The organism is Psychrobacter piscatorii (assembly GCF_904846415.1).
Classification (GTDB): Bacteria; Pseudomonadota; Gammaproteobacteria; order Pseudomonadales; family Moraxellaceae; genus Psychrobacter; species Psychrobacter piscatorii.
Genome location: NZ_CAJHAR010000028.1, coordinates 22,957 through 49,060, shown reverse-complemented (window position 1 = coordinate 49,060; position 26,104 = coordinate 22,957). Strand labels below are relative to the sequence as shown.

24 protein-coding genes are annotated in these 26,104 nt (G+C 44.0%); 2 read left to right on the top strand and 22 right to left on the bottom strand.

What is annotated here, in order from left to right:
- Positions 1-555 precede the first annotated feature (555 nt).
- From JMX83_RS11900 to JMX83_RS11830, 15 genes are all read right to left on the bottom strand, one after another.
- A complete protein-coding gene (locus tag JMX83_RS11900) occupies positions 556-927 on the bottom strand; it encodes a hypothetical protein (protein WP_201602041.1) in 372 nt (123 codons plus the stop codon).
- A 76-nt stretch (positions 928-1,003) separates the two neighbouring features.
- The gene (locus JMX83_RS11895) at positions 1,004-1,417 is read right to left on the bottom strand and encodes an Imm44 family immunity protein (protein WP_201602039.1); all 414 of its coding nucleotides are present in this window, start codon (positions 1,415-1,417) and stop codon (positions 1,004-1,006) included.
- Position 1,418: 1 nt separating this feature from the next.
- Complete coding sequence (locus JMX83_RS11890) at positions 1,419-1,865, bottom strand: hypothetical protein (RefSeq protein WP_201602036.1); 447 nt, start codon at positions 1,863-1,865, stop codon at positions 1,419-1,421.
- Between the two features lie 176 nt (positions 1,866-2,041).
- Positions 2,042-2,455: an Imm44 family immunity protein gene (locus JMX83_RS11885; RefSeq protein WP_201602034.1), complete on the bottom strand. Its 414-nt coding sequence runs from the start codon at positions 2,453-2,455 to the stop codon at positions 2,042-2,044.
- A gap of 14 nt (positions 2,456-2,469) precedes the next feature.
- Complete coding sequence (locus JMX83_RS11880; protein WP_201602032.1) at positions 2,470-2,853, bottom strand: hypothetical protein; 384 nt, start codon at positions 2,851-2,853, stop codon at positions 2,470-2,472.
- A gap of 86 nt (positions 2,854-2,939) precedes the next feature.
- Positions 2,940-3,380: a hypothetical protein gene (locus tag JMX83_RS11875; protein WP_201602030.1), complete on the bottom strand. Its 441-nt coding sequence runs from the start codon at positions 3,378-3,380 to the stop codon at positions 2,940-2,942.
- A gap of 1 nt (position 3,381) precedes the next feature.
- Positions 3,382-3,660, bottom strand: coding sequence for an HNH/ENDO VII family nuclease (locus JMX83_RS11870; protein WP_265089545.1), 279 nt, complete (start codon positions 3,658-3,660; stop codon positions 3,382-3,384).
- 485 nt (positions 3,661-4,145) lie between these two features.
- Positions 4,146-5,174 (bottom strand): ornithine cyclodeaminase family protein, encoded by a 1,029-nt coding sequence (locus tag JMX83_RS11865; protein ID WP_201602026.1) that lies wholly within the window; start codon positions 5,172-5,174, stop codon positions 4,146-4,148.
- Positions 5,175-5,308: 134 nt separating this feature from the next.
- Positions 5,309-6,706, bottom strand: coding sequence for an FAD-binding oxidoreductase (locus tag JMX83_RS11860; protein WP_227675841.1), 1,398 nt, complete (start codon positions 6,704-6,706; stop codon positions 5,309-5,311).
- Between the two features lie 142 nt (positions 6,707-6,848).
- A complete protein-coding gene (amaA, locus tag JMX83_RS11855) occupies positions 6,849-8,135 on the bottom strand; it encodes an L-pipecolate oxidase (RefSeq protein ID WP_201602024.1) in 1,287 nt (428 codons plus the stop codon).
- A 17-nt stretch (positions 8,136-8,152) separates the two neighbouring features.
- Complete coding sequence (gene nhaC / locus JMX83_RS11850) at positions 8,153-9,610, bottom strand: Na+/H+ antiporter NhaC (RefSeq protein ID WP_201602022.1); 1,458 nt, start codon at positions 9,608-9,610, stop codon at positions 8,153-8,155.
- Between the two features lie 200 nt (positions 9,611-9,810).
- Positions 9,811-11,301: an L-piperidine-6-carboxylate dehydrogenase gene (gene amaB, locus JMX83_RS11845; RefSeq protein WP_201602020.1), complete on the bottom strand. Its 1,491-nt coding sequence runs from the start codon at positions 11,299-11,301 to the stop codon at positions 9,811-9,813.
- A 157-nt stretch (positions 11,302-11,458) separates the two neighbouring features.
- A complete protein-coding gene (gene hglS, locus JMX83_RS11840; protein WP_406947635.1) occupies positions 11,459-12,832 on the bottom strand; it encodes a 2-oxoadipate dioxygenase/decarboxylase HglS in 1,374 nt (457 codons plus the stop codon).
- Positions 12,833-13,032: 200 nt separating this feature from the next.
- Positions 13,033-14,304 carry a 2-aminoadipate transaminase gene (locus tag JMX83_RS11835; protein ID WP_201602014.1) on the bottom strand — a complete coding sequence of 424 codons (1,272 nt, stop codon included), beginning with the start codon at positions 14,302-14,304 and terminating at the stop codon, positions 13,033-13,035.
- A 242-nt stretch (positions 14,305-14,546) separates the two neighbouring features.
- A complete protein-coding gene (locus JMX83_RS11830; RefSeq protein WP_201602011.1) occupies positions 14,547-15,488 on the bottom strand; it encodes a LysR substrate-binding domain-containing protein in 942 nt (313 codons plus the stop codon).
- 1,046 nt (positions 15,489-16,534) lie between these two features.
- Here JMX83_RS11830 and JMX83_RS11825 point away from each other — a divergent pair.
- The gene (locus tag JMX83_RS11825) at positions 16,535-16,846 is read left to right on the top strand and encodes a DUF1244 domain-containing protein (protein WP_201602008.1); all 312 of its coding nucleotides are present in this window, start codon (positions 16,535-16,537) and stop codon (positions 16,844-16,846) included.
- A 75-nt stretch (positions 16,847-16,921) separates the two neighbouring features.
- Here JMX83_RS11825 and JMX83_RS11820 read toward each other — a convergent pair whose 3' ends face one another.
- From JMX83_RS11820 to JMX83_RS11795, 6 genes are all read right to left on the bottom strand, one after another.
- Positions 16,922-17,365: an SRPBCC family protein gene (locus tag JMX83_RS11820; RefSeq protein WP_201602006.1), complete on the bottom strand. Its 444-nt coding sequence runs from the start codon at positions 17,363-17,365 to the stop codon at positions 16,922-16,924.
- Positions 17,366-17,492: 127 nt separating this feature from the next.
- Complete coding sequence (locus JMX83_RS11815; protein WP_201602004.1) at positions 17,493-18,197, bottom strand: hypothetical protein; 705 nt, start codon at positions 18,195-18,197, stop codon at positions 17,493-17,495.
- Positions 18,198-18,430: 233 nt separating this feature from the next.
- Positions 18,431-19,570 carry a CaiB/BaiF CoA transferase family protein gene (locus JMX83_RS11810; protein WP_201602002.1) on the bottom strand — a complete coding sequence of 380 codons (1,140 nt, stop codon included), beginning with the start codon at positions 19,568-19,570 and terminating at the stop codon, positions 18,431-18,433.
- Positions 19,563-21,752 (bottom strand): 3-hydroxyacyl-CoA dehydrogenase NAD-binding domain-containing protein, encoded by a 2,190-nt coding sequence (locus tag JMX83_RS11805; protein WP_227675840.1) that lies wholly within the window; start codon positions 21,750-21,752, stop codon positions 19,563-19,565. Before JMX83_RS11805 ends, JMX83_RS11810 begins: the two co-directional genes overlap by 8 nt.
- Before the next feature lie 72 nt (positions 21,753-21,824).
- Entirely contained in the window at positions 21,825-23,033 is a 1,209-nt protein-coding gene (locus tag JMX83_RS11800; RefSeq protein WP_201602000.1) for an acetyl-CoA C-acetyltransferase, read from the bottom strand.
- 62 nt (positions 23,034-23,095) lie between these two features.
- Positions 23,096-24,247: an acyl-CoA dehydrogenase family protein gene (locus JMX83_RS11795; RefSeq protein WP_201601998.1), complete on the bottom strand. Its 1,152-nt coding sequence runs from the start codon at positions 24,245-24,247 to the stop codon at positions 23,096-23,098.
- A gap of 379 nt (positions 24,248-24,626) precedes the next feature.
- Here JMX83_RS11795 and JMX83_RS11790 point away from each other — a divergent pair, with 379 nt between their 5' ends.
- A complete protein-coding gene (locus JMX83_RS11790) occupies positions 24,627-25,265 on the top strand; it encodes a TetR/AcrR family transcriptional regulator (protein ID WP_201601996.1) in 639 nt (212 codons plus the stop codon).
- A gap of 136 nt (positions 25,266-25,401) precedes the next feature.
- On the opposite strand, the gene JMX83_RS11785 is transcribed toward JMX83_RS11790, so the two are convergent.
- Positions 25,402-26,037 carry a hypothetical protein gene (locus JMX83_RS11785; RefSeq protein ID WP_201601994.1) on the bottom strand — a complete coding sequence of 212 codons (636 nt, stop codon included), beginning with the start codon at positions 26,035-26,037 and terminating at the stop codon, positions 25,402-25,404.
- Between the last annotated feature and the right edge of the window lie 67 nt (positions 26,038-26,104).

Below are 26,104 nucleotides of genomic sequence, written 5' to 3'. Positions count from 1 at the left end.
ATCATATATTTATAATTAAAATATAGTTATGTAAAATAGTTCTACGTCATTGCCAAGGTTGGGGTCCGAGAGTTCGAATCTCTTTTCCCGCTCCAAACATGGCTTGAAAAAGCACTAAAAGCCTCACTCCTTAAATAGGAAGTGAGGCTTTTTTTTGTTTGTTTTTTGAGGGCTACTCCACTTAAGCTTATGTGTTACGACACTTACTCACAGACTCATTCGCTTATCTTTCAACTCTTCACAAAACCCGGTGTAAAGCTTATAAGTAATTAAATAACTTCTTCCTTTTGACAAACAGTAAAACATATCTTTTTTTAAGTAATATGCCATATCAGAATCATTCACATCTAAAAGATATAATTTATTAGACTGCTTAAAGTCAGTAATCCAGCTATTTGCAACTTTACTGTAATGAGACAGTTTTATCGAAATTTTTTCTAAACAATACAACGATGCCATGAATAAAAAGTTTTTAATATCACACCAAATGAGCTCGTTTAAAACTGGATTGCCTATTTCGTCAACTTCCTCACGGTAAATGATACCTGTGGACTGTTAGATACATAAAAGGCCTGATTTATTTTTACTGTCAGGGTTGCTGTTACCTTTATCAAATATTCCCGCTGCGATAGCAGGTACAGCAAGCCCTGCCGTACCTGTAATAGCTGCAATAACTTTCAAATTCTTAGGTAAGTTCCTTTGCTCATCAATAATCTCAGCCCGACCCGCCTGAGTCAACACACGCGTATCAATACCCGTATCGACAGCCAGTCCACCTGTTTGCACATCTTTAATAATTGTTTCAGTATTCAAGGCGTCACGGTTGACGCCTGCTAAGCTGTCCTTACCTGTGAGTGTATCCCCTGTGACAATAGCGCCTTGGCCAACAGTGGCTTTGTGAGAAACATAAAAAAAGCTACGATGCATGAAGTATCGTAGCTTTCTGATCTAATTGCGCTTAACTTTTATGTGTACGGCTCATCCCACACTACAATCAGTAATGTTAATGAGCAATTATCCAGCCATTTTTTAAAGCAACGCTTTGTGTATCTTGACGTAAGCTTTCAATGCCTGCTTCGTTTAATCCCTTTTCAATTAATAAATCTAGACTTCGCATCAGCATCTCGTAGATAAGCTGTTGCTGACGCTTGGCATCTCCATTGACAAATTCGGGATAGTCAATTTTTAGTTTAAAATCCATATCCTTAGTCTTAGATGAGTATTTTATCACTTCATAATACCGCTCTTGGTCTGCTTTGTCTTTCATTAATATCGCTATACAATCCCAGCTTCCTAATTTAATATTATAGTTTTTGTCTGCAATTTTCGCATTGATTTTATCTTCTACAAAGTTTCTTGCGGTTCTCATTTCATGACCAATATTACCACTGTACTCTGCGCTCATCCATAATTTCATATCACCTACCTTTAAGCTCAGGTAGTGGCAAAGTCATAAACTGCGTCATGCCATACTCAAAATCACGTTCTAGCTTATCTTCATCTATGACTTCACCCAATTCTATAGCTTTTTGTTTTAATGAGTCAAAACAGGATCTGACCCCTTCGGCAATGTATGAGCGTAACTCTACATCGGTTTTATTATGCCAACGCTCTTGTGGAATGGCGAAGTCGATGGTGTAAACATTTCGACTGTCTGACTTTTGCAAAAACTCTGCTCCTTCAGACTCAAAGTTTTGATGTTTATCACTAACTCTAAAAACAATGGATAAGAAGAGCAAGGTTTTAAAATAATCACTACTATCTTGTTTCTGATAAAATATTCTATTTAGTAGAATATGATAAGGTCTAGTAGCTTTACCAGCTTGACTCCCTCCCGATTGACCACTGAACTCAATCATATACATAACCTATCTCCTTTATATCATAAATTAATTATTTACTTTTATTATCGCTTTTCATATGTGGTGGTACATAGTCAGGGTCATAGTTGGGGTGAGAGGGATCGCGTTTGCTCTTACACTTTCAGTAAACTAAAAAAGGCTTAGTTAAACACTAAGCCTCTTTGATACGATTCATGCTATTAATGGGTAGTTATCCAGCCATGTTTTAATGCAACACTTTGCGTATCTCGACGTAGGCTTTCGATGCCTGCTACCTCTAACCCTTGCTCCATTAGTAAGTCTAGACTTCGCATCAGCATCTCATAAATCAGCTGTTGTTGACGCTTGGCATCTCCATTGACAAATTCGGGATAGTCAATTTGTAGTTTAAAATCCATTTTTTTAGTCTTAGATGAGTATTTTATGACTTCACAATACCGCTCTTGATCTTCTTTTTCTTTCATCAGTATCGCTATACAGCGCCATTTGTCTAAGTTGATACCATAGTCTTTGTCTTCAATTTTTGCATTAATTTCGTCTTCCACAAAATTTAAAGCATGGCGAACAGGTTCACCAATTCCTCCGCTTATCTCTGCGCTCATCCACAATTTCATAACTATTCCTTTGATCATTGATAGGTTTTATTGAACTCTGGTTTTTTGCCATTCTCTTTTTCATATTGTTTAATCATTTCTGTTTGTTTTCTATGCATATCTTTTTTAGTCCCTGAGTCTATCTTGTCATAAAGCACACCCATCTCTTCAATCTTATCAGTGGAATAGCGCTTTTGGTTACCTTTCCCGTAGCGGTCTTCACCAAGAGTGGTTTCGCCATATTTTTTTGGTTCACCTGTACGGCGACAGGTTAGGCAGTATAGTTCAGCAGGCTGATCGCCCAACGTATTACCATGCTCATTCGGCGAACTGGTTGTCCGTTGAACTCCATTATCATCAATCACATAGTAACCACCACTGTCTCTTTTATAGATTTTATGACTACTATCTTGATGCATTACGACTATTTTGACGTGAATGATACAGTTAAAGATATAAAGCCTAACTGGTTAAGTTAGGCTTTATGATAAAAAATCGTCGAATATTAGGCATCTTCTTCATCGGTCAAATACCAAATCATAAACTCGTAAAAGCTATCCCAATGCGGTAATGTACCGTCGGCTAGTTGCTGTAGCTGACCCATATTAAAATTCCATACACTATCATCTTCTGTATTGTAAAAATAACCGCCTTCACCTTCGCCTGTACTAAATAAAATGTAATGCTTAGAAACATCCCAATAGTCATGTGCCATTTTAGCTGAGAAACCTTGTGGAGGAAGTGGATCAACTACTTCACTTGCGCCATAACGGCAATTTAAAGACCTTAAAAAATATTTTGTATATAATTTAAAAAAACTGCTATGTTTTTGAACGCCAAGCTCTGTAAGAATGGCTTCAGTTTCTTGAATATGTTCAATTTTCTTTTCTATTACAGGATAATCCTGCTTAGATAATAAAACTTCAACTTCATTGAATGAGCTCACATTAATCTCCTTGCAGTTGGTTTAAACGATCTTTCCAATATTGATCTTTATCAAAAACCTCACGATTAACTGGATAGTCTGGATGCTGCTGAGGTGAATATGGATGCACAGCTTGCCTACTATTTTGATCATTACGCCCTAAATGAGTTGATTTAGAAGTTTCAAATAAAGCACCGCGCCCATCTTGACGTGAATGATGAAGCTGAACATGCTCATATTGACCATTTTTTAGTACATACGGTGATCCACCTTGTTTCATACGATTTGCGTTTGTTCTCATATCACCAAGACTCTCTCTAGGCTTAGCATTTAAATCAATATCTTGCTGATAAAATTTATAGTTTAAACCAGTTCCTTTACCAGATGCTTGCCACTCCGTCTCTGTGAGCTATGTTGAATAAACTGTAGAGATGGACTTGGTTTATGTTACGAATCAACTCTTCTACTATGAGTATGAAGGTGAAATACATACCTCATTAGTGCAGAGGCATAATTTCAACCGGAAATAGGCACAAGCTAGAGTCATTGTATTTTCATGACTCTAGCTTGTGCCTACTTTTTACGACCGCGCTGTAATTTTTTAGATTAGTAAAAGCACCTTCCTCTAAGTAGCGATCTTTGTACAAGTACTATTCTATATGGTTGTTAGTAGACTGAATATCATATTTACGAAGATAGCAGACTAACGATATCGAATAATAATCTGATTTTATCAATTTGGCTTAGCTACTTTTTAAAATCAATTCACTAATAAACAGCTGATCTTTATAACTTAACCAGCTGCCCCAATCCTTCTTCTTTGGCTTTCTGCGCAATCTTTAGCGCGACTGCTGCATCAAAACTTGCTGCACCAACGGACTTAAATAATGTGATGCCTTTATTCTCATTCGTATCAATCCTAACTTTTTCAGTGACCAGATCACTTAATGTGCCCGTTAGCTGCTCCCATGTCCAACTACAATTCATATCATTATGAGCTTGTATCAAGTCGCCCGCTTCGTGCAAACCTCCTTTGACATCATCAATAATCACAGAAGCACTAGCCTCTATTACCGAATTACTAACTTCCTTCATCTTTGCTTGATAAGCACCAATGGCATTGATGTGAGCATCTGGCTTTATCTGTGATGCTTCAAACAACCCTATCGTCGCTCGCGTGGCAAGATTAATGATATCGGCATCTTTGATAGCATCTGCAATATTCTCACAGACTTCAAATTCAACTTGCCACTGCGGGTACTCTTTGTTAAATCTATTCTGAAACTCATGCGCCACCTGTAGAGTTCTGTTCCAAATATTCACCTGTTTGATATTTGGACGCACAGTAAGTATGGCGTTGAGCTGCTCATAGGCCATGCCGCCTGTCCCGACCACTGCCACAATGCGACTATCCTGCTTTGCTAAATGCTTAGTCGCAATCCCTGATAGTGCCGCCGTGCGTACTTGAGTGATATATATACCATCCAAAAAGGCCAGCATCTCCCCTGTCGCATTGTCGGATACAGTAATCGTTGCCATCGTCGTTGGCTTACCACGCTTGGGATTGTCTGGACAGATACTGACCAACTTGACCACGGCATATTCGTTCTCACCATCAAAAACCACGGACGGCATGGATAAATGTGAGCCATTGGGATGGTTATCATTTTGCTCAAAAGTAGGAATCACTAAGCGCTCAGGTGTTTTAACCCACTTTGGATGATCACTTTGCATTTTAAGTAGCTTTTCAATAGCATTTATTGCCATCGACATCGTTAGTTGTTCTTTTACCGTATCGATATCTAAAACGTACATAGTAACTCCTAAAACATTCTGTGAGGGTACTATCCCCAGTCTATGAGAATACAAAAACAAACTGCATGATTCATCCATGCTTAGAGCAAGATAATGACAAATATAAAAACTACTTACTACATCCGCTTTTTTATCTACATATCAAAAATTTTGCCACGATTCATAATATTATTAGGATCAAACACCTTTTTGACCTCACGCAGATAATTGATCTCCGTCTCACTGCGGCTGTATTGCAAATACGGCTTCTTCGTCATGCCCACCCCATGTTCCGCAGATACTGATCCGCCATATCTTTGTACTGTCTCAAACACATGCTTATTCACCACCTGACACTCGCTAAAGAACTCGTCTTTACTCATGTTTTCAGGCTTTAAGATATTCAGATGCAAATTGCCATCGCCAATATGACCGAACCAGCACACCTCAAAGTCAGGATAGTTGCTGCTCACAATCGCATCAATTTCTGCGATAAAGTCAGGCACATGAGTGATGAGCACGGACACATCATTCTTATAAGGGGTAAACACAGAAATGGTCTCTGAGATGTACTCACGCAGCTTCCACAGCTCAGCCGCTTGCGATAAGCTCTGGCTCATCACCCCGTCAACAACCCAGCCCTCTTCCATACACTGCTCAAAAATGGCCATGGCTTTGTCCATGATTGGCTCGTAGGGCGCTTCAAACTCTAATAAGGTATAAAACTTAGTACGTGACTCAAACGGCTCTTGTACTTGACCATGGGCCATCAGCTTATCAATCGCCACATCATCAAAAAACTCAAACGCAGTCAAATCAATCTGGGCTTGAAAGGCAGAGAGGACATTCATGACGTCACTAAAGTTGTCCATACCCAGCACCATGACATTTAAGTCTTGTGGCTGACGCTCAAGCTTGATCTGCGCGTGGGTAACCAAACCAAGGGTACCTTCAGCACCGATAAACAGTTGGCGCAAGTCATAACCCGTAGCATTTTTCACCATACCGCGGTTGAGATGCAAAATGTCCCCTTTACCAGTAACGACCGTCAGTCCCATGATCCATTGACGGGTCATGCCATAACGAATGACTTTGATGCCACCTGCATTGGTACCGATGTTGCCGCCCATTTGACTGGAGCCTGCTGAGGCAAAGTCGACAGGATAGTAGAGGTCTTTGGATTCGGCGAACTGTTGCAGTTGTTCGGTGATGACACCTGCTTCAATCTCAACGATGCGGTCGGCTGGATAAAACTGGCCAATCTGGTTCATTTTATCCATGCTGACGACAATCTCGCCATTGGCGGCAACGGCACCTGCAGAGAGTCCGGTACGGCCACCACTAGGGGTGAGGACGACGTTGTGTTCATTGGCAAGTAGGACAATCGCTTGAACTTGTTCGGTTGTCTTTGGAAAGACGATGGCGGAGGCAGCGGGTGCGAAGTGTTTGGTCCAGTCTTTGCCCCAGTGTTCTAAGCTCTCAGCATCGGTTTTGATTTGGCTGGGGTCAAAATTATGATTGTCTTGTAGCGCAGAGATAATGGTATCGATTATAGCTGCTGAAGCATTGATAATATCACTCACTGAGTAGGTTCCTTCACTTAATAAAAAATAAGCCGCACCGTGAGCAGATAGCACTTTATTAGCGTGTCTATCAACCACTATGGATGCGACTATAATTGAGCGGGAAAGCTCGTTATCTGATAATTTTGAGACATTGACCCGCGTGATACAACGTCAACCCTAGCTCAGTCAATCCAGACCTAAGTCCGCTAAAGGCGATTTTTTCTTCTTCTAAGCGTTTAAAGGGTAAAGGGATGCTGTCGCTGTTACCTGTCAAGATATAATCTGCAAAACACTTACCCATGAGCGTCCCTGTGGTAATGCCGCGACCATTATACGCCGTCGCCGTCATGATGCCTTCAGCAGGCTCAAGTACACGAAAGATATGGTCCTGTGTAAAACCAAAACTACCGCCCCATTCATACTGCCAGTTAAATGCGGGCAAATCTGGGTAATAGCTTTTTTGAATGGTATTGGCCCATGACTGGTAAAAGGATTTTGGTTTGAGCTGCATACCGCCAACCGTGCCCAATAATAAACGATCATCTTTATCACGGCGAAAACTAGAGAGCGCCAAACGGGTATCCCACGCCCCTGTCCTGTATGGCAAAATACGATCTGCAACAGGTCCGCTCAGTGGTTCGGAGGCAACCTGATAGTAGTCAACCAAATAAAACGTCTTCGCAAGTTCTGTCCATTCACCTTCAGTATAAGCGTTGGTGGCAATAATCACCCGCTCGGATTTTACATGCGCTTGCGGGGTTTTGGTGTACCAATGACCATCTGCTTTTTCTATCGCTGCAACGGGTGAGTGCTCATAAATTGTGACACCCAGACTGGTAGCGACTTTGGCCAGTCCTCTGACATAAGCCAACGGATTTATCGTGCCTGCTCGATGATCAAGCAAGGCTTTATTAATACTCGTCGTGCCACAATACTCATGACACTTACTGCCAGTCAACACTTCCACATTCGCGCCGCGGCGGGTCAACTGCTCATAGCGGATATCGACATCGGTCTCGCCTTTGACATTGTGCGCCATATGAATGTTACCAGCATTGACCGCCTGCGCATCGATGTTATAACGCTCAATCAGATCAAACACCAAACGGGGCGCTTGTCCGAGCGCTTCGGTCAAGCGCTCTCCTGCAGTGTCACCTAGCGCAATGTTTAAATCCTCAGGACGCGACCAAGTGCCTGCATTGACCAGTCCCACGCTTTTCCCTGAGCCGCCATCACCAATGGTATGACCCTCTAACAGGACAACCTCAACCCCTTTTTCTGCCAAATGAATGGCCGCTGACAACCCTGTATAACCGCCACCGATGATGCAGACGGTCGTTTGCGTGTCACTACTGATCTGGCTATAGGCATCAATCGTCGGCGCGGTTATATCCCATAAACACTGCTGTTGCAACATGACATACTCCTTTGGAATCACGCTTCATTGGCTGAAGCGGTAGTGTCGAGCTTATTTTCCATAGGCTCTTCACGTGGGATAAATTTATTTAGGAACGCCCATAGCAAACCAAACAAAGGAGACAACCAACAGGCAAACGCAAACGGGGCATACGTCAGTGTGGCGATACCTAGAGTTGCCGCGACAAAGCTACCACCCATGTTCCATGGAATGAGCGGTGATAACAACGTACCACTGTCTTCGATAGAGCGTGTCAAGGTGGTGCGCTTGTAGCCCATTTCTTGATATTTGTCTTTTAATAAACGCCCTGGTAGTACCAGCGTTGTATATACATCACCGATAATCGTACCCACGCCCAAGACACTGGCATACGTGGTGAGAATCAAGCCGATACGCGACTTCACCGCCTGATCGATTTTTGCCATGATAGCTTTTAGCGTGCCGTAATGCTCAAGGGATCCGACAAAACCGAGCGCAAATATGGTTAAGGTAATGACCCATGTCATCGACATAACGCCGCCTTTTGATAGCAGTTTATCCACCACTTCAAAACCTGTCTCACTGACATAACCATTTTGTAAGACATTAAAGATCTCACTGACCCCAACACCTTGCATAAAGAACGCAATCAATGAGGCGACAACTACACCGCCAAGCACCGTCGGTATCGCTGGCATTTTCATCACCGCGGCTGCCACGACCACAAGCGCAGGCAATAGCGTGATCACGCCCAGATTGTAGTTGTCCGCTAGGTTGGTCTGTAACGCTTGGATAGAAGATAGATCGATACTGTCATCGCCGTAGCCCATCCCGATCCACGCATAAATGGCCAAAGCGGTCACCATAGCTGGCACGGTCGTTGGTAACATACCTTTGATATGGTCCCAAAGCTCAACACCCGCAGCTGCTGGCGTCAGGTTTGTGGTGTCTGATAGTGGCGACATTTTGTCCCCAAAAAACGCACCAGACACAATAGCGCCGCCCGTAAAGTGCGCAGGGATACCCAAGCCCATGCCGATACCCATCATCGCAAGACCGACGGTACCGACCGTACCCCACGACGTCCCTGTCGCAACAGAAATAATGGCGCAAATAATACAGACAGAAAATAAAAACGAGGAAGGCGAAAAAATACTAAAACCGTAATAAAGAATGGTCGGCACGGTGCCTGCAATAATCCATGAACCAATGAGCATACCCACGCCCATTAGAATAATCATGGCTGGCAGACCAATCTTGATGACTTTTAAAAATCGATCTTCCATACCCTGCCAGTCGCGACCACGCAGCTTCATAAACAAGCCTGTGATCAAAATACCGCAAGCTAAAGGTATGTGAGGGGTAAAGTCTTTGAATATAAAAAACTGCACCATCAGAATAATGGCAGTCAATACGAGGGGGGCAATATCAAGTAAAAAATTAGAAGATGGACCATAGCCATCAAAATCAGGGTTATGCGGTTTGTCATCAATCATGATAGTGCTACCTTCCTTAGTAGTAATTGATAATAATGGCAACCTCGTCCGTCGTTGCTCAATCCTTTAAAAAATTGCTGCTTACAAAAAATTCTCGCTCAAAAGACACAGATGTGTTGTAGGTTGCTGGTCAAATATGCCCAGCAACCGGTTTAATAATGAATAGTCAAAAAGGATAAAAGAAAATAAGCGTGTTGTTATTAGCCGAAACTAATGCCCTGTGCCAGCGGCAGCTCTTTTGAATAGTTGATGGTGTTAGTTTGACGACGCATATAGGCTTTCCAAGCATCAGAACCCGATTCACGGCCACCGCCTGTTTCTTTTTCACCGCCAAATGATCCGCCGATCTCAGCGCCACTGGTACCGATGTTGACATTGGCAATACCGCAATCACTGCCACGATCGCTCAAGAAAATCTCCGCTTCACGCAAGTCATTGGTAAAGATACAAGAGGATAGACCTTGAGGGACGTCATTTTGCATCTCGATGGCGTCATCGAAATCTTGGTAGGTCATGGTATATAAGATAGGCGCAAACGTCTCACTTCTGGCAACGTCATTTTGCTCATCAAACTCTACAATGGCAGGTTTAACATAGTAGGCATCAGGGTATTTGTCAGCCAAAACACGCTCGCCGCCTGTTACCGTACCGCCCGCCGCGCGCGCTTTTTCCAAGGCATTTTGCATGTTGTTAAAGCTGTCTTCATCAATCAGTGGACCAACCAAGTTGCCCTCTAGTGGATGACCGATAGTGACGGTTTCATAAGCAGATTTAACCCGCGGTAAGATGTCATCTTTGATAGACTCATGGACAAACAAGCGGCGTAATGTAGTGCAGCGTTGACCTGCAGTACCGACCGCTGAGAAGAGAATACCGCGTAGCGCCAGATCCAAATCTGCACTTGGGGTCAAGATCATGGCGTTGTTACCACCAAGCTCAAGTAAGGATTTGCCAAAACGATTGGCTACCTTTGGCCCCACTTCACGGCCCATACGTGTACTACCAGTGGCACTGACTAACGCCACATCTTTGTGCTCAACCAAGGCATTACCCACCTCTGTTTTGCCAAGCAGTAATTGCGACAAGTGCGCGGGTGCATCGCCAAACTTAGCAAGCGCTTTTTCAAACATCGCTTGACAGGCTAAGGCCACCAATGGGGTTTTCTCTGATGGCTTCCAGATCACAGGATTACCACAAGCAATGGCAAGTGCTGTGTTCCAAGACCATACCGCGACAGGGAAGTTAAAGGCAGAGATCACGCCAATCACACCAAGCGGATGCCACGTCTCACGCATATGGTGACCTGGGCGCTCTGAGGCGATAGTTAGGCCATATAGCTGACGCGATACGCCAACGGCGAAATCACAGATATCGATCATTTCTTGTACTTCGCCCAGACCTTCTTGTTTGATCTTGCCAGCCTCAAATGACACCAGCATACCTAGGTCTTCTTTGTGCTCGCGCAATACCTCACCAAGTAAGCGAATCAGCTCACCACGTCTTGGGGCAGGTACGGTGCGCCATGCTTTGAATGCTGCTTTGGCATTAGCTACTTTGATATCGACATCATTAACGCTATCCAAAGTAATGTTGCCAATAACAGCGCCATCAATGGGGCTGTTAACCTCAAAATCGCCATCTTGATACTGTGCTTCCTCGACACCCATGGCGGACATATATTGCTTGATCATACTCAATCCTCTTATAGTGGTTTATGCTTCCTTGAAACACTTATTAAATTAACTGCTGACAAGATAAGTTGCAAAATAATTAATTTCTTACTGCCATTCCTTTTTGGAATGGCGTGTCAATATCGTGCTCAGGCTTAGTCTCATCAAGCATTCAGCGCTAAGCTTTACTATCCAAAGCCAGCAAACAGAGCTCTAAACTCTGAGATTGTAGGCGTTGATAAAGCGCCAGCTCATCATAAACAGCCGCCCCTAACGCCTGCTCAAACTCCTGCTGATTGGACGGGCCTTGATAATCGCTTTGCTTCTCATCATGCAGATTGGACTGAAAAATGCCCGCCGCACTGACTGGCAAAAAATCCTCATAGACGATAGGATCAATCCGAACAGCCCCTTGCTCGATCAAATCGGCAATGGCTTGTTTTGCTGTCTCTGTTTGCGACGCACTGGTGTCTAGATCAGATATGGCAGTACTCATATCGACGCCATCATCAACTGCCCGATAATAAAAGTAGGCCAACCCCTCATCATGCAGCGTTTGATAATCATCTGGAAACGCCTCAAATGCGCTGTCTAACAGTTGATAATATTTTGCAGCATTGTGTTCATTCGGTGTCCCGCCAAGCTGCTCGCGCGCTTGATTGAGTAGTTTGTCGTACAACGCACGACCTTTAGGTGTCAAGGCCACGCCGCGCTGTTCAATCTCACCGAAGCGCGCGCTATGGTGACCAGTGTCGTAGCCGCCCTCTGCGTTTTGAAAACTGACGGCCTCTTCTAGCGCTTTAAAGCTCGTTTGTCGTAACAAGATAGGGCAATCACGTTTAGGGGGTCCTTCTATGATGGCTTTTGGTGCAATGCCTTTACCTTGCATGCGAGCTTGTACGGTATCGATATCGAGCGTTCTGGGCGTCAGATGGTTGATGTGTGGCCCCTTAAAACCGACCACATCCGCTATGAGACCATGCTGTGCTAGTAGGCTTTGGTACAGTGTTTTTGAGACGGGTGTGTTGTCATGCCAACGAAACGTCTCTAACGCTTCTTTGACAAACTGCTGACTCTCATCCTTGGTGAGTCCGCCTTGCTGCTCAAACCGCTCGATTAAGTCGATAACGTTATCAGTAAATATCTGGCGTTGGTCCAATGCCGCTCTTGCCTCTTGTCTGAGCTGCTCATCAGCAATCAAATCCAAGCGCAGCAAAGAGGTAAAGACTCGAAATGGACTTCTGTTCAATGACTCCGTTTCAATCGCTCGAAAGGCAGTCGAGTGTACAGGCACCCCTGCAGGCGCCAAGTCATAGTAACCAACAGGATGCATTCCCATCACCGCAAACAGTCGACGCATCATGCTCAGCTCAGCCGCTGTGCCCAATCTAATTGCCCCATGACGCTCCATATTGAGCCGAGTAAGCTCGCCACTGTGCTCAAGCTGTTGTCTGATTTCAGGCTGCTGCGCCAGCGTCTCTGTATTGACGTCGCTTACTAAGTCAATCAAGTCGCCGTATAACGGCACTTCTTTCTTGTACATCTCGGACATCGCAATAGAAAATTCGTGGCGAATATCATCGCTGTTTATCAAAGTAGATTTCACAAGTCATTATCCTTTTTAAAAAGCTGTGGCAGTTTTGGTTTATAAAGTATGTCGATACAGCACAGTAACAATGTATTCATCATCAAGGTTGGCGTTCAAAATCGCATTGAGATCGTATGGAAAGTGATTATTTTTCTAGCACCACTTTAGGTTTCTGGTAGCTCATCAGGCAAGGCCATGAGCACCTCTTTTAAGATATGGAGTCCAGCGGTTAGTGTCTCAGGCTCGATGGTAAGTGGTGGCAATAGGCGAATGATATGTCGGTATTTGCCACTAGGCATCAGTAGCAGCCCACGCTCTCGGGCGTGTTTTAACACATGGGTCATGATGATAGAATGCGCGCCGTGCGTCGGATGACGCAGCTCGATACCGCGCATGGCACCCACGCCTGTGAGTCCATGCAACCACGGAGAGATGTTTTCTTGCTGCCACGCGGTAACCGTCTCTTCGATGGTCTTGGCATAGTGCCTAGCAGACTGCCACACCTCCTCTTTTTGCATGATATCTAAAGTGGCATTTGCTGCCGCGCAAGCGACGGGATTGCCCGAATATGTACCGCCCAAGCTACCCTTGGGACGTCCATTCATCACGCTCGCCTTACCGACTACTGCGCCCAGCGGTAATCCCCCAGCGATACTCTTACCGAGCAGTACCATGTCAGGTTCAATGTCTAGGTGTGTAAAGGCAAAAGACGTGCCCGTACGTCCATAACCTGACTGGATCTCATCCATAATAAGCAAAATGCCATGCTCGTCACAGAAGTCGCGTAGATAGCGAGCAAACGCCTTTGACATTATCTGAAACCCACCTTCACCCTGCACAGGTTCTGCGATGATGGCACCGATATTGTTGATGTCAGTTTCGACCGTAAAGAGCCTATCTAACGCATCGATTGCCTGCTGATCGCTAACGTCATTGTCTGGGCTGGGAAAAGGAATGTGGTAGACGCCGCCTGCCAATGGTCCAAGTCCTCGCTTATAAGGGGCAACTTTACCATTCAAATTGACAGCAGCAAGCGTGCGCCCATGAAACCCGCCATCAAAAGCGATAACCCCTGTGCGGCCTGTGGTCATACGAGCGATTTTGATGGCGTTTTCAGTGGCTTCTGCGCCGCAGTTGGTGAGCATGCCAGCAAGCACACCTTCAATAGGCACCAGCTGGCACAGTCTGGGCATAAAAGTCTGATACGGGGTATGAGCCGCCGCATTGTAAGCGTAGTGGATAAGCGACTGTGCTTGCGAGACAATGGCACTCACGATATGAGGATGGCAATGGCCAAAATTTAGGACGCCAATACCCCCAACAAAATCGATATAACTTCGATCATTGTCATCCCACACCGTTGCATTTATGCCTTTGGTGAGTGTTATTGGATGTACCATCGTAAAGGCATCGGTAACGTTGTGTAGCTGATCCATATCAATCTCTCGTCTTCCTTGAGTTAGATACTCATTTCAGCAAAACCCTGCATTATCAGCAAACGAAGAATAGTTGTGACACCATTCCTTTTTGTCATTGCCAAAAAAAACCGGCATAAAGCCGGTTTACTGGTGTCAGTTATAGACTTTTCGGTAGCGTCCCTTTTAATCGCTACTATTCATGGATATGTCGTCGTTTGTTTTTTTACGACACAATAATTTGCCAGTTAATAATAGCTAAATTACACGATAGCATTTAATGTTTGCTCATTTGACTTGGCAAGATACGCAGATACCCATTCTAAAATAACCTTTACCTTGTGCGAATTACCAAGCGATAAAGGATAAGACATATAGTATGCCCCTCTGCCCTTAGCTGCATAATCCCATACCGTTATCAGAGCCCCTGATTGCAGCTCTGGCGCAACCAAACGTATAGGCACTAACGCGATGCCATAGCCAAGTAAGGCGGCGGAAATGATGGCGTTAAACGTATCAAAACGCGGGCCGACAAAGGTGCCATCGATACTGATGTCTTGCTGCCTAAAATACTCATACCATGCACTTGGACGTGAGCTAAGTTGCAACAAGGCGTACTGATCGATATGGTTTATACAGGGCGGCTTATCTGTCAGATACTTAGGGTGACAGACCGCCACCGTATACTCATCAAATAGCTTTATTGACTCCATACCACCCCAAACGCCATCACCGTACATAAAGGCAACGTCGACATTTTGATCTTCGGCAAAAAAAGGCACTGCAAGTTCTTTGATATTTAAATTAAGCAGTGGATGTGCTTGGCTGAATCCCTCCAGTGCTGGTATCAACCAACGAGCACAAAAAGTGGGATGGGTGACAATTTTAAGTACCTCTGAGTTGTCACTGTTTGACATCAGACTAGTTGTCGCCGCTTCGATATGTTTGAGAATATTCAACACTTCAAGATAATACGTTTTGCCTGCAGGCGTGAGTGAGATGCGATGCGGTGTCCGATAAAACAGTGACAGATTGAGCATCTCCTCTAGCTGCGCCACCTGCTTACTGATCGCACTCTGCGTCATATGCATCTCTTGCGCAGCATTGGTAAAACTCAAATGCCGCGCTGCTGTTTCAAAACACTGCATAGCCGTGGTTGAAGGATACCTTCTAAAAGCAAGTGGGGTTTGAGTTTCAGTTTTCATAATTTGTTGATTCTTTTATATCATATAGATTAGAGTGTAAAAATAAATTCCGTTTACTCGTGCTGGTCTCTATTGTCAATTTCATAAACATTAACTTAGATAATCCTATTTACGCAGCTTAACAATTATAGTCTAAACCTTTCTTATTATTAGCCCAAATGCGAGCATAGCTTTGGCCTTGCGGTGCTGCAAAGCAGTTCTCCATTAATCATTTCATTACATTAGAAATCACTCTTCAACACATATTAAAAGCTCTCTATGAGCGCATTATTAAAGCTGTTTGATCGTATTAGGTAATATCAATCAATGTCACTAACACCTCTCCCAAAAACTTCAAGACGCTGGACGACTCATAAATTGCCAATGGTGAGGAGCAATAATTTCACATTCTATTTTTAAGAATTCAGCCAATAGCTCATGTTGAGACTATTTAATACCAAACCTTAAGTACGATCTAAAGGTGATATGCTTTTGCTTATAGATACTGACAAGCTGGTGTAATCTATCAGGATTATGTACTGACATCTAATATGTTTTATCTAATGATAAAGCCAATCACCGCTTCATATCTAGCATCAATAAAAATAGAATAAGCACTCGCCTCTTCTGCGCTATTATTCTACTCTGTAAACGGATTGTCTATATCAAGCGCCGTGAATAAAAGAAAATGATAATCTATATAAAACAAATCATTTAATCTCATGTATTTATACTCAATACCTAATTATAAAAAATAGTTCGGAATCATTGCTTAAGTTTACACAATATATTAACAGCCCAAAATCAGAACCGTGCATTCTAACTAATGATAGATTAAGCCATTCATTAATTTCATAGACGTTGCGCCCACCCCACGCTAGTTGCGCGATATTTATATCGTTAGTATCATGTCGGTTTTAAAGCGGCTCAATGACAGCTACTATATTAGATGGACAGTCTGTAAATAATAAGGCAATGAGTTATCAACATTTTTAAAATGCAAAATGTAATTATGATCAGATGTCTATAACTATACAGAATGCGCATTAATAACTAGGAAAAATATTATGGCAAAATTAGAATCAAATATCGAATTAGAAGCTGCGGCATTTCGTCGCTTACTGGCTCATTTAGACGAGCGTAAAGATGTACAAAATATCGAGCTGATGAACCTTGCTGACTTTTGTCGTAACTGTTTATCCAAATGGTATAAAGCTGCTGGTGAAGAGCGTGGTATTGAAATCGACTACGAGGATGCGCGCGAGCTTGTTTATGGTATGCCTTATGCTGAGTGGAAAGAGAAGTATCAGCAAAAAGCAACACCAGAACAGTTAGCACGTTTTAACGAAATTGAAGCTGCCAAGAACAAAACGGATTAAGACCAACTAATAGTGGCTCAAATAAAAGAGCCACCATTATATAATTATATTGAAGAAGACAATATTGCCGCTAGATTAGCGGCTTTCTATAGATTTGAGTATACTACTAAATCCTATGGTTCCTTGTTTCTGCATTTGACGATCAAATAGGCGACCGATTAATGGCAATGGTACAATCAATCGACCCTCGGATATCCAAGTCACGTGTGTGGTGCCATCGCCCAAGTCTTTTAAATCAATGACGCCTTTATCATGTCGCATTTTGACAGGTTTAGCTTTTTCGATTTGGTATTGCATATGAGTAGGACGCTCAAACGCTGTAATCCGCTCCCAAAACTTAACAGGTCCCGCTTGAATGCTACGTAAAGCGCCAACACCATTGCGCTCCTCATTACCTTCAGCGACTAACTTAGCAACTCCCACCGCTTTAAATGAGCCATAACTGGCATGGTCGCTCAGTGCTTCAAATACCTCATCAATCGGTTTTTTGACAATGCGTTCTACTTTTATTTTGAACATAATATGATCTCGTTAGGATTAAAGTTATTTCGCTTAGTGCCATTTTAGAAACAAATAAAGCCGTCACACTTTGAAAACTTATGATCGTGAAGAAGCTCGTCCTTTTGAAAGACGCTTACCATTAATACTATTCAACATCATCTAACAGTTTATTAAGCTCGTCCACCATTGGATCGTCAATGATACTGCCTTCTACATAGCTGATTATCTCATCTACAGTCGTTAGATCCATGGCCGCAATGCCCAAGCTGGCTAGCTGCTCATTGATCGAGTCCAAGCTATCATTATCTTTGGAGTCGTCTAACAACTCCTCTTCAAACCTGCCTCTGACGAACCAATACATTTTTTCTAGCACGGTTTCTTTTTTGGTCAAAGTAGAATAGCCATCGCCATAAATGAACAGATTAAAATGATACGGTATTTCTACATCATTGATGAAAAAAGTACGCTGACACTCTAGTGTATAGGCCTGAATCTCTTCGCCTTCAGTGCTGTCGTCACTTTGAGTATCCTCATCATATTCAATCGCTTCCTCTACCAATCCGCCTAGCAACTGATAGCCGCCCACTTTGATTTTGTGATTATAAATAATACTCGAATCTGCAATTGCATCAAAAATAACGGCGCTGACATCTAGTGTATGGTTATCAATATCATAAAACGCTTTTAGGGCAGGCAAAAACCCTGTCAGCTCCTCTTCAGGTACTTGAATGAGAAACTGCTGCTCATATATTTTAATCATATCTTCAGGTGCATAGGTATTGGCAGTGTCGTTCTCGTTTCTACCAGTAGGCTGCAAAGGTAGGAAATTATACGGGTTATGTTTGGTCATTCAAAACGGCCTTTTTGCTTGAGTTAAATTTGTGAAATGTCTGTGTGGCTCAATCTTTAGGAGCCTTAGTACATGATACTTTCTTAATATCACGGCGCTTTAGATTTTATGCGTATATTGTCTCTTATTCAGGCAATTTTAGATAGACAGTTGTAAACATACAAGTTCAATCACTCTAGTTCAAACAAGCAGTCCAAATAACACAGACTAAAAAGGTATCTCCATACCAGTGACTAGCTAATTTGCTGCCATCCTGAGGTTGCCTGATGTTCATCTTGATGCGCAAACAAAGGGTGAGCCTTGGCTTCCTGTAAATTCAGCACGGGGGTCACACAGACATCCGTTACCGCAAATACGCCTTGCCAATGCTCAAGCGTTTGACTGGCGAATTTTTCCGCCATTGTTTTAGTCGCTGTTTGACTCTCAGGCCTATTGGGCATGATGCCAAGCTGCCAATGTACGTCTTTAAGCGCTGGCAACTCCAATACCTCACATAGACCTTGCCAAAATTTCAACTCTAACGAACCAACCGCCATATGGCGCTGGTCAGCGGTTTGGTACAATCGATAGCATGGCAATGCACCGCCTAAAAAATCATGCTGCGGCAGTAGAGTGTCGTTTAAGCCATTTCCTGAAAGGCTATTAATCAGTTTGCCTGTGACCTTTGGCATGACCATATGGTTGTACAAACTGTGCGTCATGCTAATAGCAATGTGTCGCCCCTTGCCCGTATGCTGGGCGGCAAATACAGCAGCCAACAATGCTATCACTGCTGTGTCACTGCCACCTGCCAAATCCGCAAACTGGATATTGGGCATGGCCTGCTCACCCTGAGCTGTTTTTAACTGATCAAGTACACCGCTCATGGCCATAAAGTTAATATCATGACCGGCCTTATCAGACCAATTATGATTTATTTGAGAGCTATTTTTTGACTCAGCACTTTCTAAGTAGACACCTTCTTTTGCGTCATTGTCTGCGACGCCATAACCAGTAATAGATACCATCACCAACTTTGGGTTGATGGTATGCAAGGTTTTAGCATCTAGTCCCATTTCTGCCAAGACACCTGGGCGAAAGCTGTCCAACATCACATCAGCTTCTTTAAGATGTGCTTTTATAGCTTCAATCGCTTTAGAGTCATGAAAGTCAAGCTTTTCGGTCACCTTGCCGTGGTTCAAAGCAGCTAATAACTCACCAAATACTCGAGCAGGGTCACCTTGTTTGGGTTCGATTTTAAGGACGTCTGCGCCCAAGTCCGTAAGCAAGCGCGTGGCAAAAGGTCCCGGTAGATTACGAGTCAGATCGACCACTCGTAAACCTTTCAGACAGTCCGCCATTTGATCATGATTTGATAAATGCGCATCAATCATCGGAGAACGCCTCGCCTTTGACTGCCATGTCTAGCAATATCTGAGCAGGCTCAAACCGTTCGCCGTATTTTGCCGCGAGCTCGCGACTACGTTTGATGAATTCATTGACGCCCATTGCATTGATAAACTGTAGCGTGCCCCCGTGCTGCGGAGCAAATCCCCAACCAAAGATAGACCCTATATTGGTATCGGCAACTGAGCGCACGACATTTTCTTCATAGCATTTGGCAGATTCATTGGCTTGAATAAACATCAGGCGGTCAACCAAATCTTGCTGCGACGGTTGCTCTGATTTTGGCGGATATAAGTTTATCAGCTCAGGCCATAGATGCTTATCACCCTCTGTTGGATAGTCATAGAATCCTTTGCCATTTTTCTTACCCTCGCGCCCATGGTCATTGACCAGCGTCTTTAGTATCTCGTAAGAAGGGCGCACAGCAACGGACTTGCCTTCGGCTGCCATATCTACCTGCTGTTGCTCGCTGACATGCAACGCCAAGCTTAACGACACTTCATCTTGTAATGCTAGCGGCGGCATCGGCATGCCTGTTTTTAGTCCGGCAACTTCGATGCTACGCGGATGCACACCCTCTCCTAGCATTGCGATACCCTCTGATACATAGGTGCCAAATACTCTGGAGGTATAAAAGCCGTGACTGTCATTGACGACGATAGGCGTTTTGCCTATTTGCACAACATAGTCGAACGCTTTGGCCAATGTTGCATTATCAGTTTGCTCGCCCATGATAATCTCAACGAGCGGCATCTTGTCTACGGGCGAGAAAAAATGCAGACCGATAAACTGGTTTGGTCGTGTACTGGCTTTTGCTAGCCCAGTAATCGGTAGCGTTGAGGTATTGGACGCATAGACGGCCGTGTTTGAAATCACTGCTTCACTCTTCTGGGTACATTTGGCTTTGATTTCTCGATTTTCGAACACCGCTTCGATAATAAGATCACAATCAGCTAAATCATCGTAAGAGACGGTTGGCGTGATACGTTTTAGGAGGGCTTGTTTTTTCTCTTCGGTAGCGCGCTTTCGGCTGATGGCTTTATCCAAAATATTGGTAGAGTACGCTTTGCCTTTTTCAGCATTGGCAATCTCTGTGTCCAACAGTACGACATCTATACCTGCTTTAGCAGTGACATAAGCAATGCCAGCGCCCATCATGCCAGCGCCCAAAATACCGACTTTTTTGGTGGTTGTGCGTTCAAACCCTTGAGGACGAGACTGACCTTTTTTAATGCTATTCAGCTGAGTCCATAAGGTGTTGATCATGTTCTTTGATTCAGTCGACATCACGCAAGCGGCAAAATAACGCGACTCGATCTCAAGCCCTGTATCGATATCTACGAGGCACCCTTCAAACACACAAGACATAATATGAGTAATCGCTGGATAGTTGCCATGTGACTTTTGATTGGCCATGGCTGGGGCGATAGAGAATATAGGAACCACCTTTGGATGCTTACTATCGCCGCCAGGGATTTTAAAGCCTTTCTTATCCCATGGCTGCTGCACGCTTGGATTATTTTGAATCCAGCTCTTAGCCTGCTTCAGCATGTCTGCTGGATCAGTGGCTGTCGCATCAATAAGCCCGATTTCTTTTGCCGCAGCGACACGTAACTCTTTGCCTTGCGTCATGAGCTCCAGTGCCATTTGAATACCGACCAATCGCGGCAAACGCTGTGTACCGCCGCCGCCCGGCAGCAAGCCCAATTTAACCTCAGGTAGACCAAGCTTAGTCTTTGGCGTATCAATGGCAATACGATAATGACAGGCAAGTGCCAACTCTAGACCGCCGCCCAGCGCCGTTCCTGTCATCGCAGCGACGATAGGCTTACCTGAAGTTTCAAGCTTACGCAGACTCCCTTTTAATTCTTCGGTCAGTGCAAATGCTTGCTCAGCTGTTTCAATCTTACCCAATTGGTCGATATCTGCGCCGACTACGAATGTGTCTTTGGCGGAAGTGAGAATCAAGCCTCTGGCTGTGTCATCATTGATGAAATTATCAACTATCGTGGCGAACGACACCGTAAAGCCATCACCGATGACATTCATTTTGCGTTTGCTTTGGTCAATCGTGACAGTGACGATACCCTCGTCATCACGCTGGGCAGAGAAGTTTTCTAATTCATTAATGGCTGTTACGCCATCTGCTGTCTGGTTATTTGTCATCATTTTTATCCCTTAAATGATTCTTTGTATATTGCGTTTTAATCTAATTGTGTTTTAGTCTATTTGAGCAAGAAGTTAAACGCGCTCTATAATCGTGGCAATTCCCATACCACCACCCACACATAGCGTAATCATAGCGGTCTTTAGGTCGCGGCGTTCTAGCTCATCGAGGACCGTCGTCATTAGCATCGCGCCCGTTGCGCCAAGCGGATGACCCATGGCGATTGCGCCACCATTGACATTGACGATATCAAGCGAGATTCCAAAATCATCAGCGGTATTCATCGGCACAGCAGCGAAGGCCTCGTTGATTTCCCAAAGGTCTATATCAGAAGCTTGCATGCCCGCTTTATCAAGGGCTTTTTGGCAAGCGGGTGTCGGGCCTGTCAGCATGATGGCAGGCTCTGAGCCAGTGACTGAAGCCATTGTGATCTTGGCGCGTGGTTTTAGCCCTGCTTTTTGACCAGCCGCCGCGCTACCGACCAAACAAATCGCCGCTCCATCAACGATGCCAGAAGAGTTGCCTGCATGATGCACATGATTGACGGTTTCAATTGTCGTATATCTATCCAAGATAACGCTATCAAAGCCCATTTTGCCCGGCATGATAAAGGAAGGCTTTAGCCCAGCTAAGGTCTCGACATTGGTATTAGGACGGATGGTTTCATCTTTATCCAACAGCATCATACCGTTGAGGTCGGTAACAGGGACGACGGACTTATCGTAATATCCCTTCTCCCATGCCTGTGCAGCGCGGCGATGCGACTCGGTGGCAAAGGCATCGACATCACTACGACTAAAGCCTTTGAGTGTTGCGATAGTATCTGCACCCACGCCTTGCGGTACGAAATGCGTCGCTTCATTAACGCGCGGATCCATATACCAAGCGCCGCCATCTGAGCCCATCGGTACGCGGCTCATTGACTCAACGCCGCCCGCCACCACCATGTCTTCCATACCTGACATGATTTTGGCCGCTGCTAGGTTGATAGATTCTAGACCAGAGGCACAAAAACGAGACAAGGTAAGACCTGCCACACTTTGTGCCCAGCCAGCATCGATAGCAGCAATGCGGGCAATATCAGAGCCCTGCTCGCCGACTGGCGTCACGCAGCCAAGCACCACATCGTCGACCAAACTGGTATCCAAGTTGTGGCGCTGCTGCATCTCTTTTAACAAAATACGCGTCAGCCAAATTGGTGATGCCTGATATAAGGAGCCGTCCTTTTTTCCTTTGCCACGTGGCGTACGGATCGCACCATAAATATAAGCAGTCTCAGTCATAAAAAATCCTTTTTTTATTTTTTAAATAAACAATAGTTATTGTAGTCTTATAATATAAGCGTCTACATAAAGCGTGATGCCAGCTCTTTCATAATCTCATTGGTGCCACCATAGATTTTTTGCACGCGCGCATCAGCGTATAGACGTGCGATAGGATATTCTGTCATATAGCCATAGCCACCAAACAGCTGTACGCATTCATCGATGACTTCGCACTGTTTTTCGGTGACCCAGTATTTGATCAATGAGGCATGCGGTACAGACAGTTTGCCATCTAACATCGCATCTACTGCCGCATCACACATGGTGCTGGCAGCAAGATAATCGGCATAGCATTCAGCCATTTTAAAACGCGTGTTTTGAAACTTCCAAATAGGTTTGCCAAAGGCTTCACGGCCCTTTACATAATCTAGCGTTAGATTAATAGCAAGCTTCATCGAACCGACCCCAGATAACGCAATGATTAAACGCTCACGTGGCAGCTCCTGCATCATCTGAATAAAGCCCATACCTTCTACCGTACCCAATAGATTTTTTTGTGGCACACGTACATTGCTAAAGAACAGCTCTGAGGTGTCTTGAGAGGTCAGACCAATCTTATCTAGATTACGTCCACGCTCAAACCCTTCTACGTTGTCTGTTTCTACGATGATAAGTGAGACGCCTTGTGCGCCTTTTTCACGATCTGTTTTGCATGCTAATAGGATAAGATTGGCATGCTGACCATTGGTAATAAAAGTCTTAGAGCCATTGATAATGTAATCATCACCATCTTTTACTGCATAGGTTTTGATGTTTTGTAGGTCGGAGCCAGTGCCAGGTTCAGTCATGGCGATAGCGCCAATATATTCACCTGTTGCCATTTTTGGTAGCCACGCTTGTTTTTGTTCTTCAGTACCATGGGCCAAAATATAAGGCGCGACAATACCTGAATGCACCATACCGCCAAATCCCGATTGGTTGGCCTCAGTCTGTGCGTAGATGAGCGCGGCTTCGTGACCGAAATCTCCGCCGCCGCCACCATATTCAGCTGGTATCGCCGCACACAGAAACCCCATCTCGCCCGCCTCTTCCCATGCATCGCGATCGATCATGCCGTTTTTGCGCCACTGCTCATCCTTTGGCTCCCAAGATTGAAACATTTTTAAGGCGCTGTCATATACCATCTGATGTTCTTCGGTCATCCAGTTTGGGGTGAATTTTTCGATACTCATGATGTCTATCCTTGACAAGGTGGAGTGAATAACAACTATATAGTCAAGTCTATATAGATCCGCTACATCGTCATCCTCGCTAAGCACACTAATGTATAACTTGCACTCGGTTTCCTTGTATCGAAATTATATTGAATTGACTATAGCTAAGTCGTTTTAAAAAATTTACGGTAATTTATATTACCGTCATAGATATACTATAAATTCTTTGTATTTATTAATATATGAGTCTTATACTAGGCTACGAAAAACCACTTCGCAATCCATTAAATAAAAATGGTAATTCAAATTACTCATTAATTTAATAATGAGAACTAGTCAGCAATTTGTTCAATTGGTAGGACATATCAAATAACCAATACTTTAAGAAGCGATAAATATGAAAACCTTTAATCAGTCAGATAGCCTCACGCAAACTCGATCTCTAGCGCCTCTATCCGATATGCGGCCCGCAACTTTGGATAAAATTGAACAGGCCGTTCGTAAAGTCTTTGCAGGATTTGATGCGAATGAAGTGACGATGGCGCAGATTGCAAAGTCTGCAAACGTTTCCTTGCAAACGCTCTACAAGTACTTCGGGGACAAGCAAACGCTGTTTTATACCATTATGGATATCGTACTCGGCAGATTAGCCGCTCGTATTATGGATCATCTGCAAGGGATTGATAGCGTACAAGATCGTCTACGTAAGACGCTGTGGGTCTGCTTTGATTTTGTCGACTCGCATCCAGATGCGGTGATGGTGCTGTCTTCTGTGTCGGCCTCGCGGATACGTAATATCGCAATCTATGAAAACAAAGAGTTAATTGGCGCGTTTTTGGCGGTACTAGAAGATGGGCAAAATCGCGGGGTGCTCAACGACACCGTTCCACTGCATATACTCTTCGATGTGTTTATGGGATTTATTAGTCGACTTGGCTTAATGCATACCATTCGCCAAACAGAGACGCCATTAAATGCAGAATTTGATGCGCTATTTGTGATTTTATGGCGCGCTATTTCTAAACCTGAAACATAAGACAAAAAATCTAATATTAAAAACCAAAAAGCCCCACAATAAAGTGAGGCTTTTTTATACTGCGTCTTCTAATTTATACTAAGGCTTCTTAGTCGATGAGCTTAGATTATTACACTCTTCACATACTCACAGCATTTTAAATACTGCTAGATTTTGGCAATCCATACTCTGCATGATCAACCACATGGTTGTTTTGTTCAATCGTCAGTCGATAGCCTTTGATGATACCATCGTATGGCAAACTGCCCTCATACTGCTGATAATGCTCGCAGATGCTGTCTTGAATCACTGATTCGCGCGTAGCATCGTCTAGTTTGGCAAAACCGCTAGGCAAGTGTACTTGCGCAAAACGTGAAGCCGCGCCACGAGACATCCAATTATCGACACTCGTAAATGTAAAATCCACTTCCGCTCGTAAGCTATATCTAGGTAACGTATGAGAGTAATTCGCCAAGTCATATTTAATTTGGGCAATATCTTCTGCGAATGGCTGATACGGTATCTCAAGTACGGCAAATAGTTTTGCTAAAAACTCATCAGCGGTAAAGTATTTGTCCATATAGCTGCTATCAAGTCCAAGATATCTATGCGACAGTACATGGCGCAAGCGGTCACAGGCAGGAATGGTATGTTTGATAGGATAACCCATGGCGCTGACAATATCTTGCGAACGTAGCTCAAGCGTGGCTATCTGATTGATCGCATATTGTGCTAAGAGATGGCGTGGGTGATAACGACGGGTATATTGAGATTGGTTGGCAATGTGGCTCATGATATTGAACACCTTAGACTCCTATAACTCCGACGAAAAAGGTTGATATACGCCCAAATAGGCAAAA

Bases quoted from the DNA above. Each gene is read 5' to 3' on its own strand.
- JMX83_RS11900 (WP_201602041.1), bottom strand. From the start codon at position 927: ATGCATCGTAGCTTTTTTTATGTTTCTCACAAAGCCACTGTTGGCCAA.
- JMX83_RS11895 (WP_201602039.1), bottom strand. From the start codon at position 1,417: ATGAAATTATGGATGAGCGCAGAGTACAGTGGTAATATTGGTCATGAA.
- JMX83_RS11890 (WP_201602036.1), bottom strand. From the start codon at position 1,865: ATGTATATGATTGAGTTCAGTGGTCAATCGGGAGGGAGTCAAGCTGGT.
- JMX83_RS11885 (WP_201602034.1), bottom strand. From the start codon at position 2,455: ATGAAATTGTGGATGAGCGCAGAGATAAGCGGAGGAATTGGTGAACCT.
- JMX83_RS11880 (WP_201602032.1), bottom strand. From the start codon at position 2,853: ATGCATCAAGATAGTAGTCATAAAATCTATAAAAGAGACAGTGGTGGT.
- JMX83_RS11870 (WP_265089545.1), bottom strand. From the start codon at position 3,660: ATGAGAACAAACGCAAATCGTATGAAACAAGGTGGATCACCGTATGTA.
- JMX83_RS11865 (WP_201602026.1), bottom strand. From the start codon at position 5,174: ATGTACGTTTTAGATATCGATACGGTAAAAGAACAACTAACGATGTCG.
- amaA (WP_201602024.1), bottom strand. From the start codon at position 8,135: ATGTTGCAACAGCAGTGTTTATGGGATATAACCGCGCCGACGATTGAT.
- nhaC (WP_201602022.1), bottom strand. From the start codon at position 9,610: ATGATTGATGACAAACCGCATAACCCTGATTTTGATGGCTATGGTCCA.
- amaB (WP_201602020.1), bottom strand. From the start codon at position 11,301: ATGATCAAGCAATATATGTCCGCCATGGGTGTCGAGGAAGCACAGTAT.
- hglS (WP_406947635.1), bottom strand. From the start codon at position 12,832: ATGTCCGAGATGTACAAGAAAGAAGTGCCGTTATACGGCGACTTGATT.
- JMX83_RS11835 (WP_201602014.1), bottom strand. From the start codon at position 14,304: ATGGATCAGCTACACAACGTTACCGATGCCTTTACGATGGTACATCCA.
- JMX83_RS11830 (WP_201602011.1), bottom strand. From the start codon at position 15,488: ATGAAAACTGAAACTCAAACCCCACTTGCTTTTAGAAGGTATCCTTCA.
- JMX83_RS11825 (WP_201602008.1), top strand. From the start codon at position 16,535: ATGGCAAAATTAGAATCAAATATCGAATTAGAAGCTGCGGCATTTCGT.
- JMX83_RS11820 (WP_201602006.1), bottom strand. From the start codon at position 17,365: ATGTTCAAAATAAAAGTAGAACGCATTGTCAAAAAACCGATTGATGAG.
- JMX83_RS11815 (WP_201602004.1), bottom strand. From the start codon at position 18,197: ATGACCAAACATAACCCGTATAATTTCCTACCTTTGCAGCCTACTGGT.
- JMX83_RS11810 (WP_201602002.1), bottom strand. From the start codon at position 19,570: ATGATTGATGCGCATTTATCAAATCATGATCAAATGGCGGACTGTCTG.
- JMX83_RS11805 (WP_227675840.1), bottom strand. From the start codon at position 21,752: ATGATGACAAATAACCAGACAGCAGATGGCGTAACAGCCATTAATGAA.
- JMX83_RS11800 (WP_201602000.1), bottom strand. From the start codon at position 23,033: ATGACTGAGACTGCTTATATTTATGGTGCGATCCGTACGCCACGTGGC.
- JMX83_RS11795 (WP_201601998.1), bottom strand. From the start codon at position 24,247: ATGAGTATCGAAAAATTCACCCCAAACTGGATGACCGAAGAACATCAG.
- JMX83_RS11790 (WP_201601996.1), top strand. From the start codon at position 24,627: ATGAAAACCTTTAATCAGTCAGATAGCCTCACGCAAACTCGATCTCTA.
- JMX83_RS11785 (WP_201601994.1), bottom strand. From the start codon at position 26,037: ATGAGCCACATTGCCAACCAATCTCAATATACCCGTCGTTATCACCCA.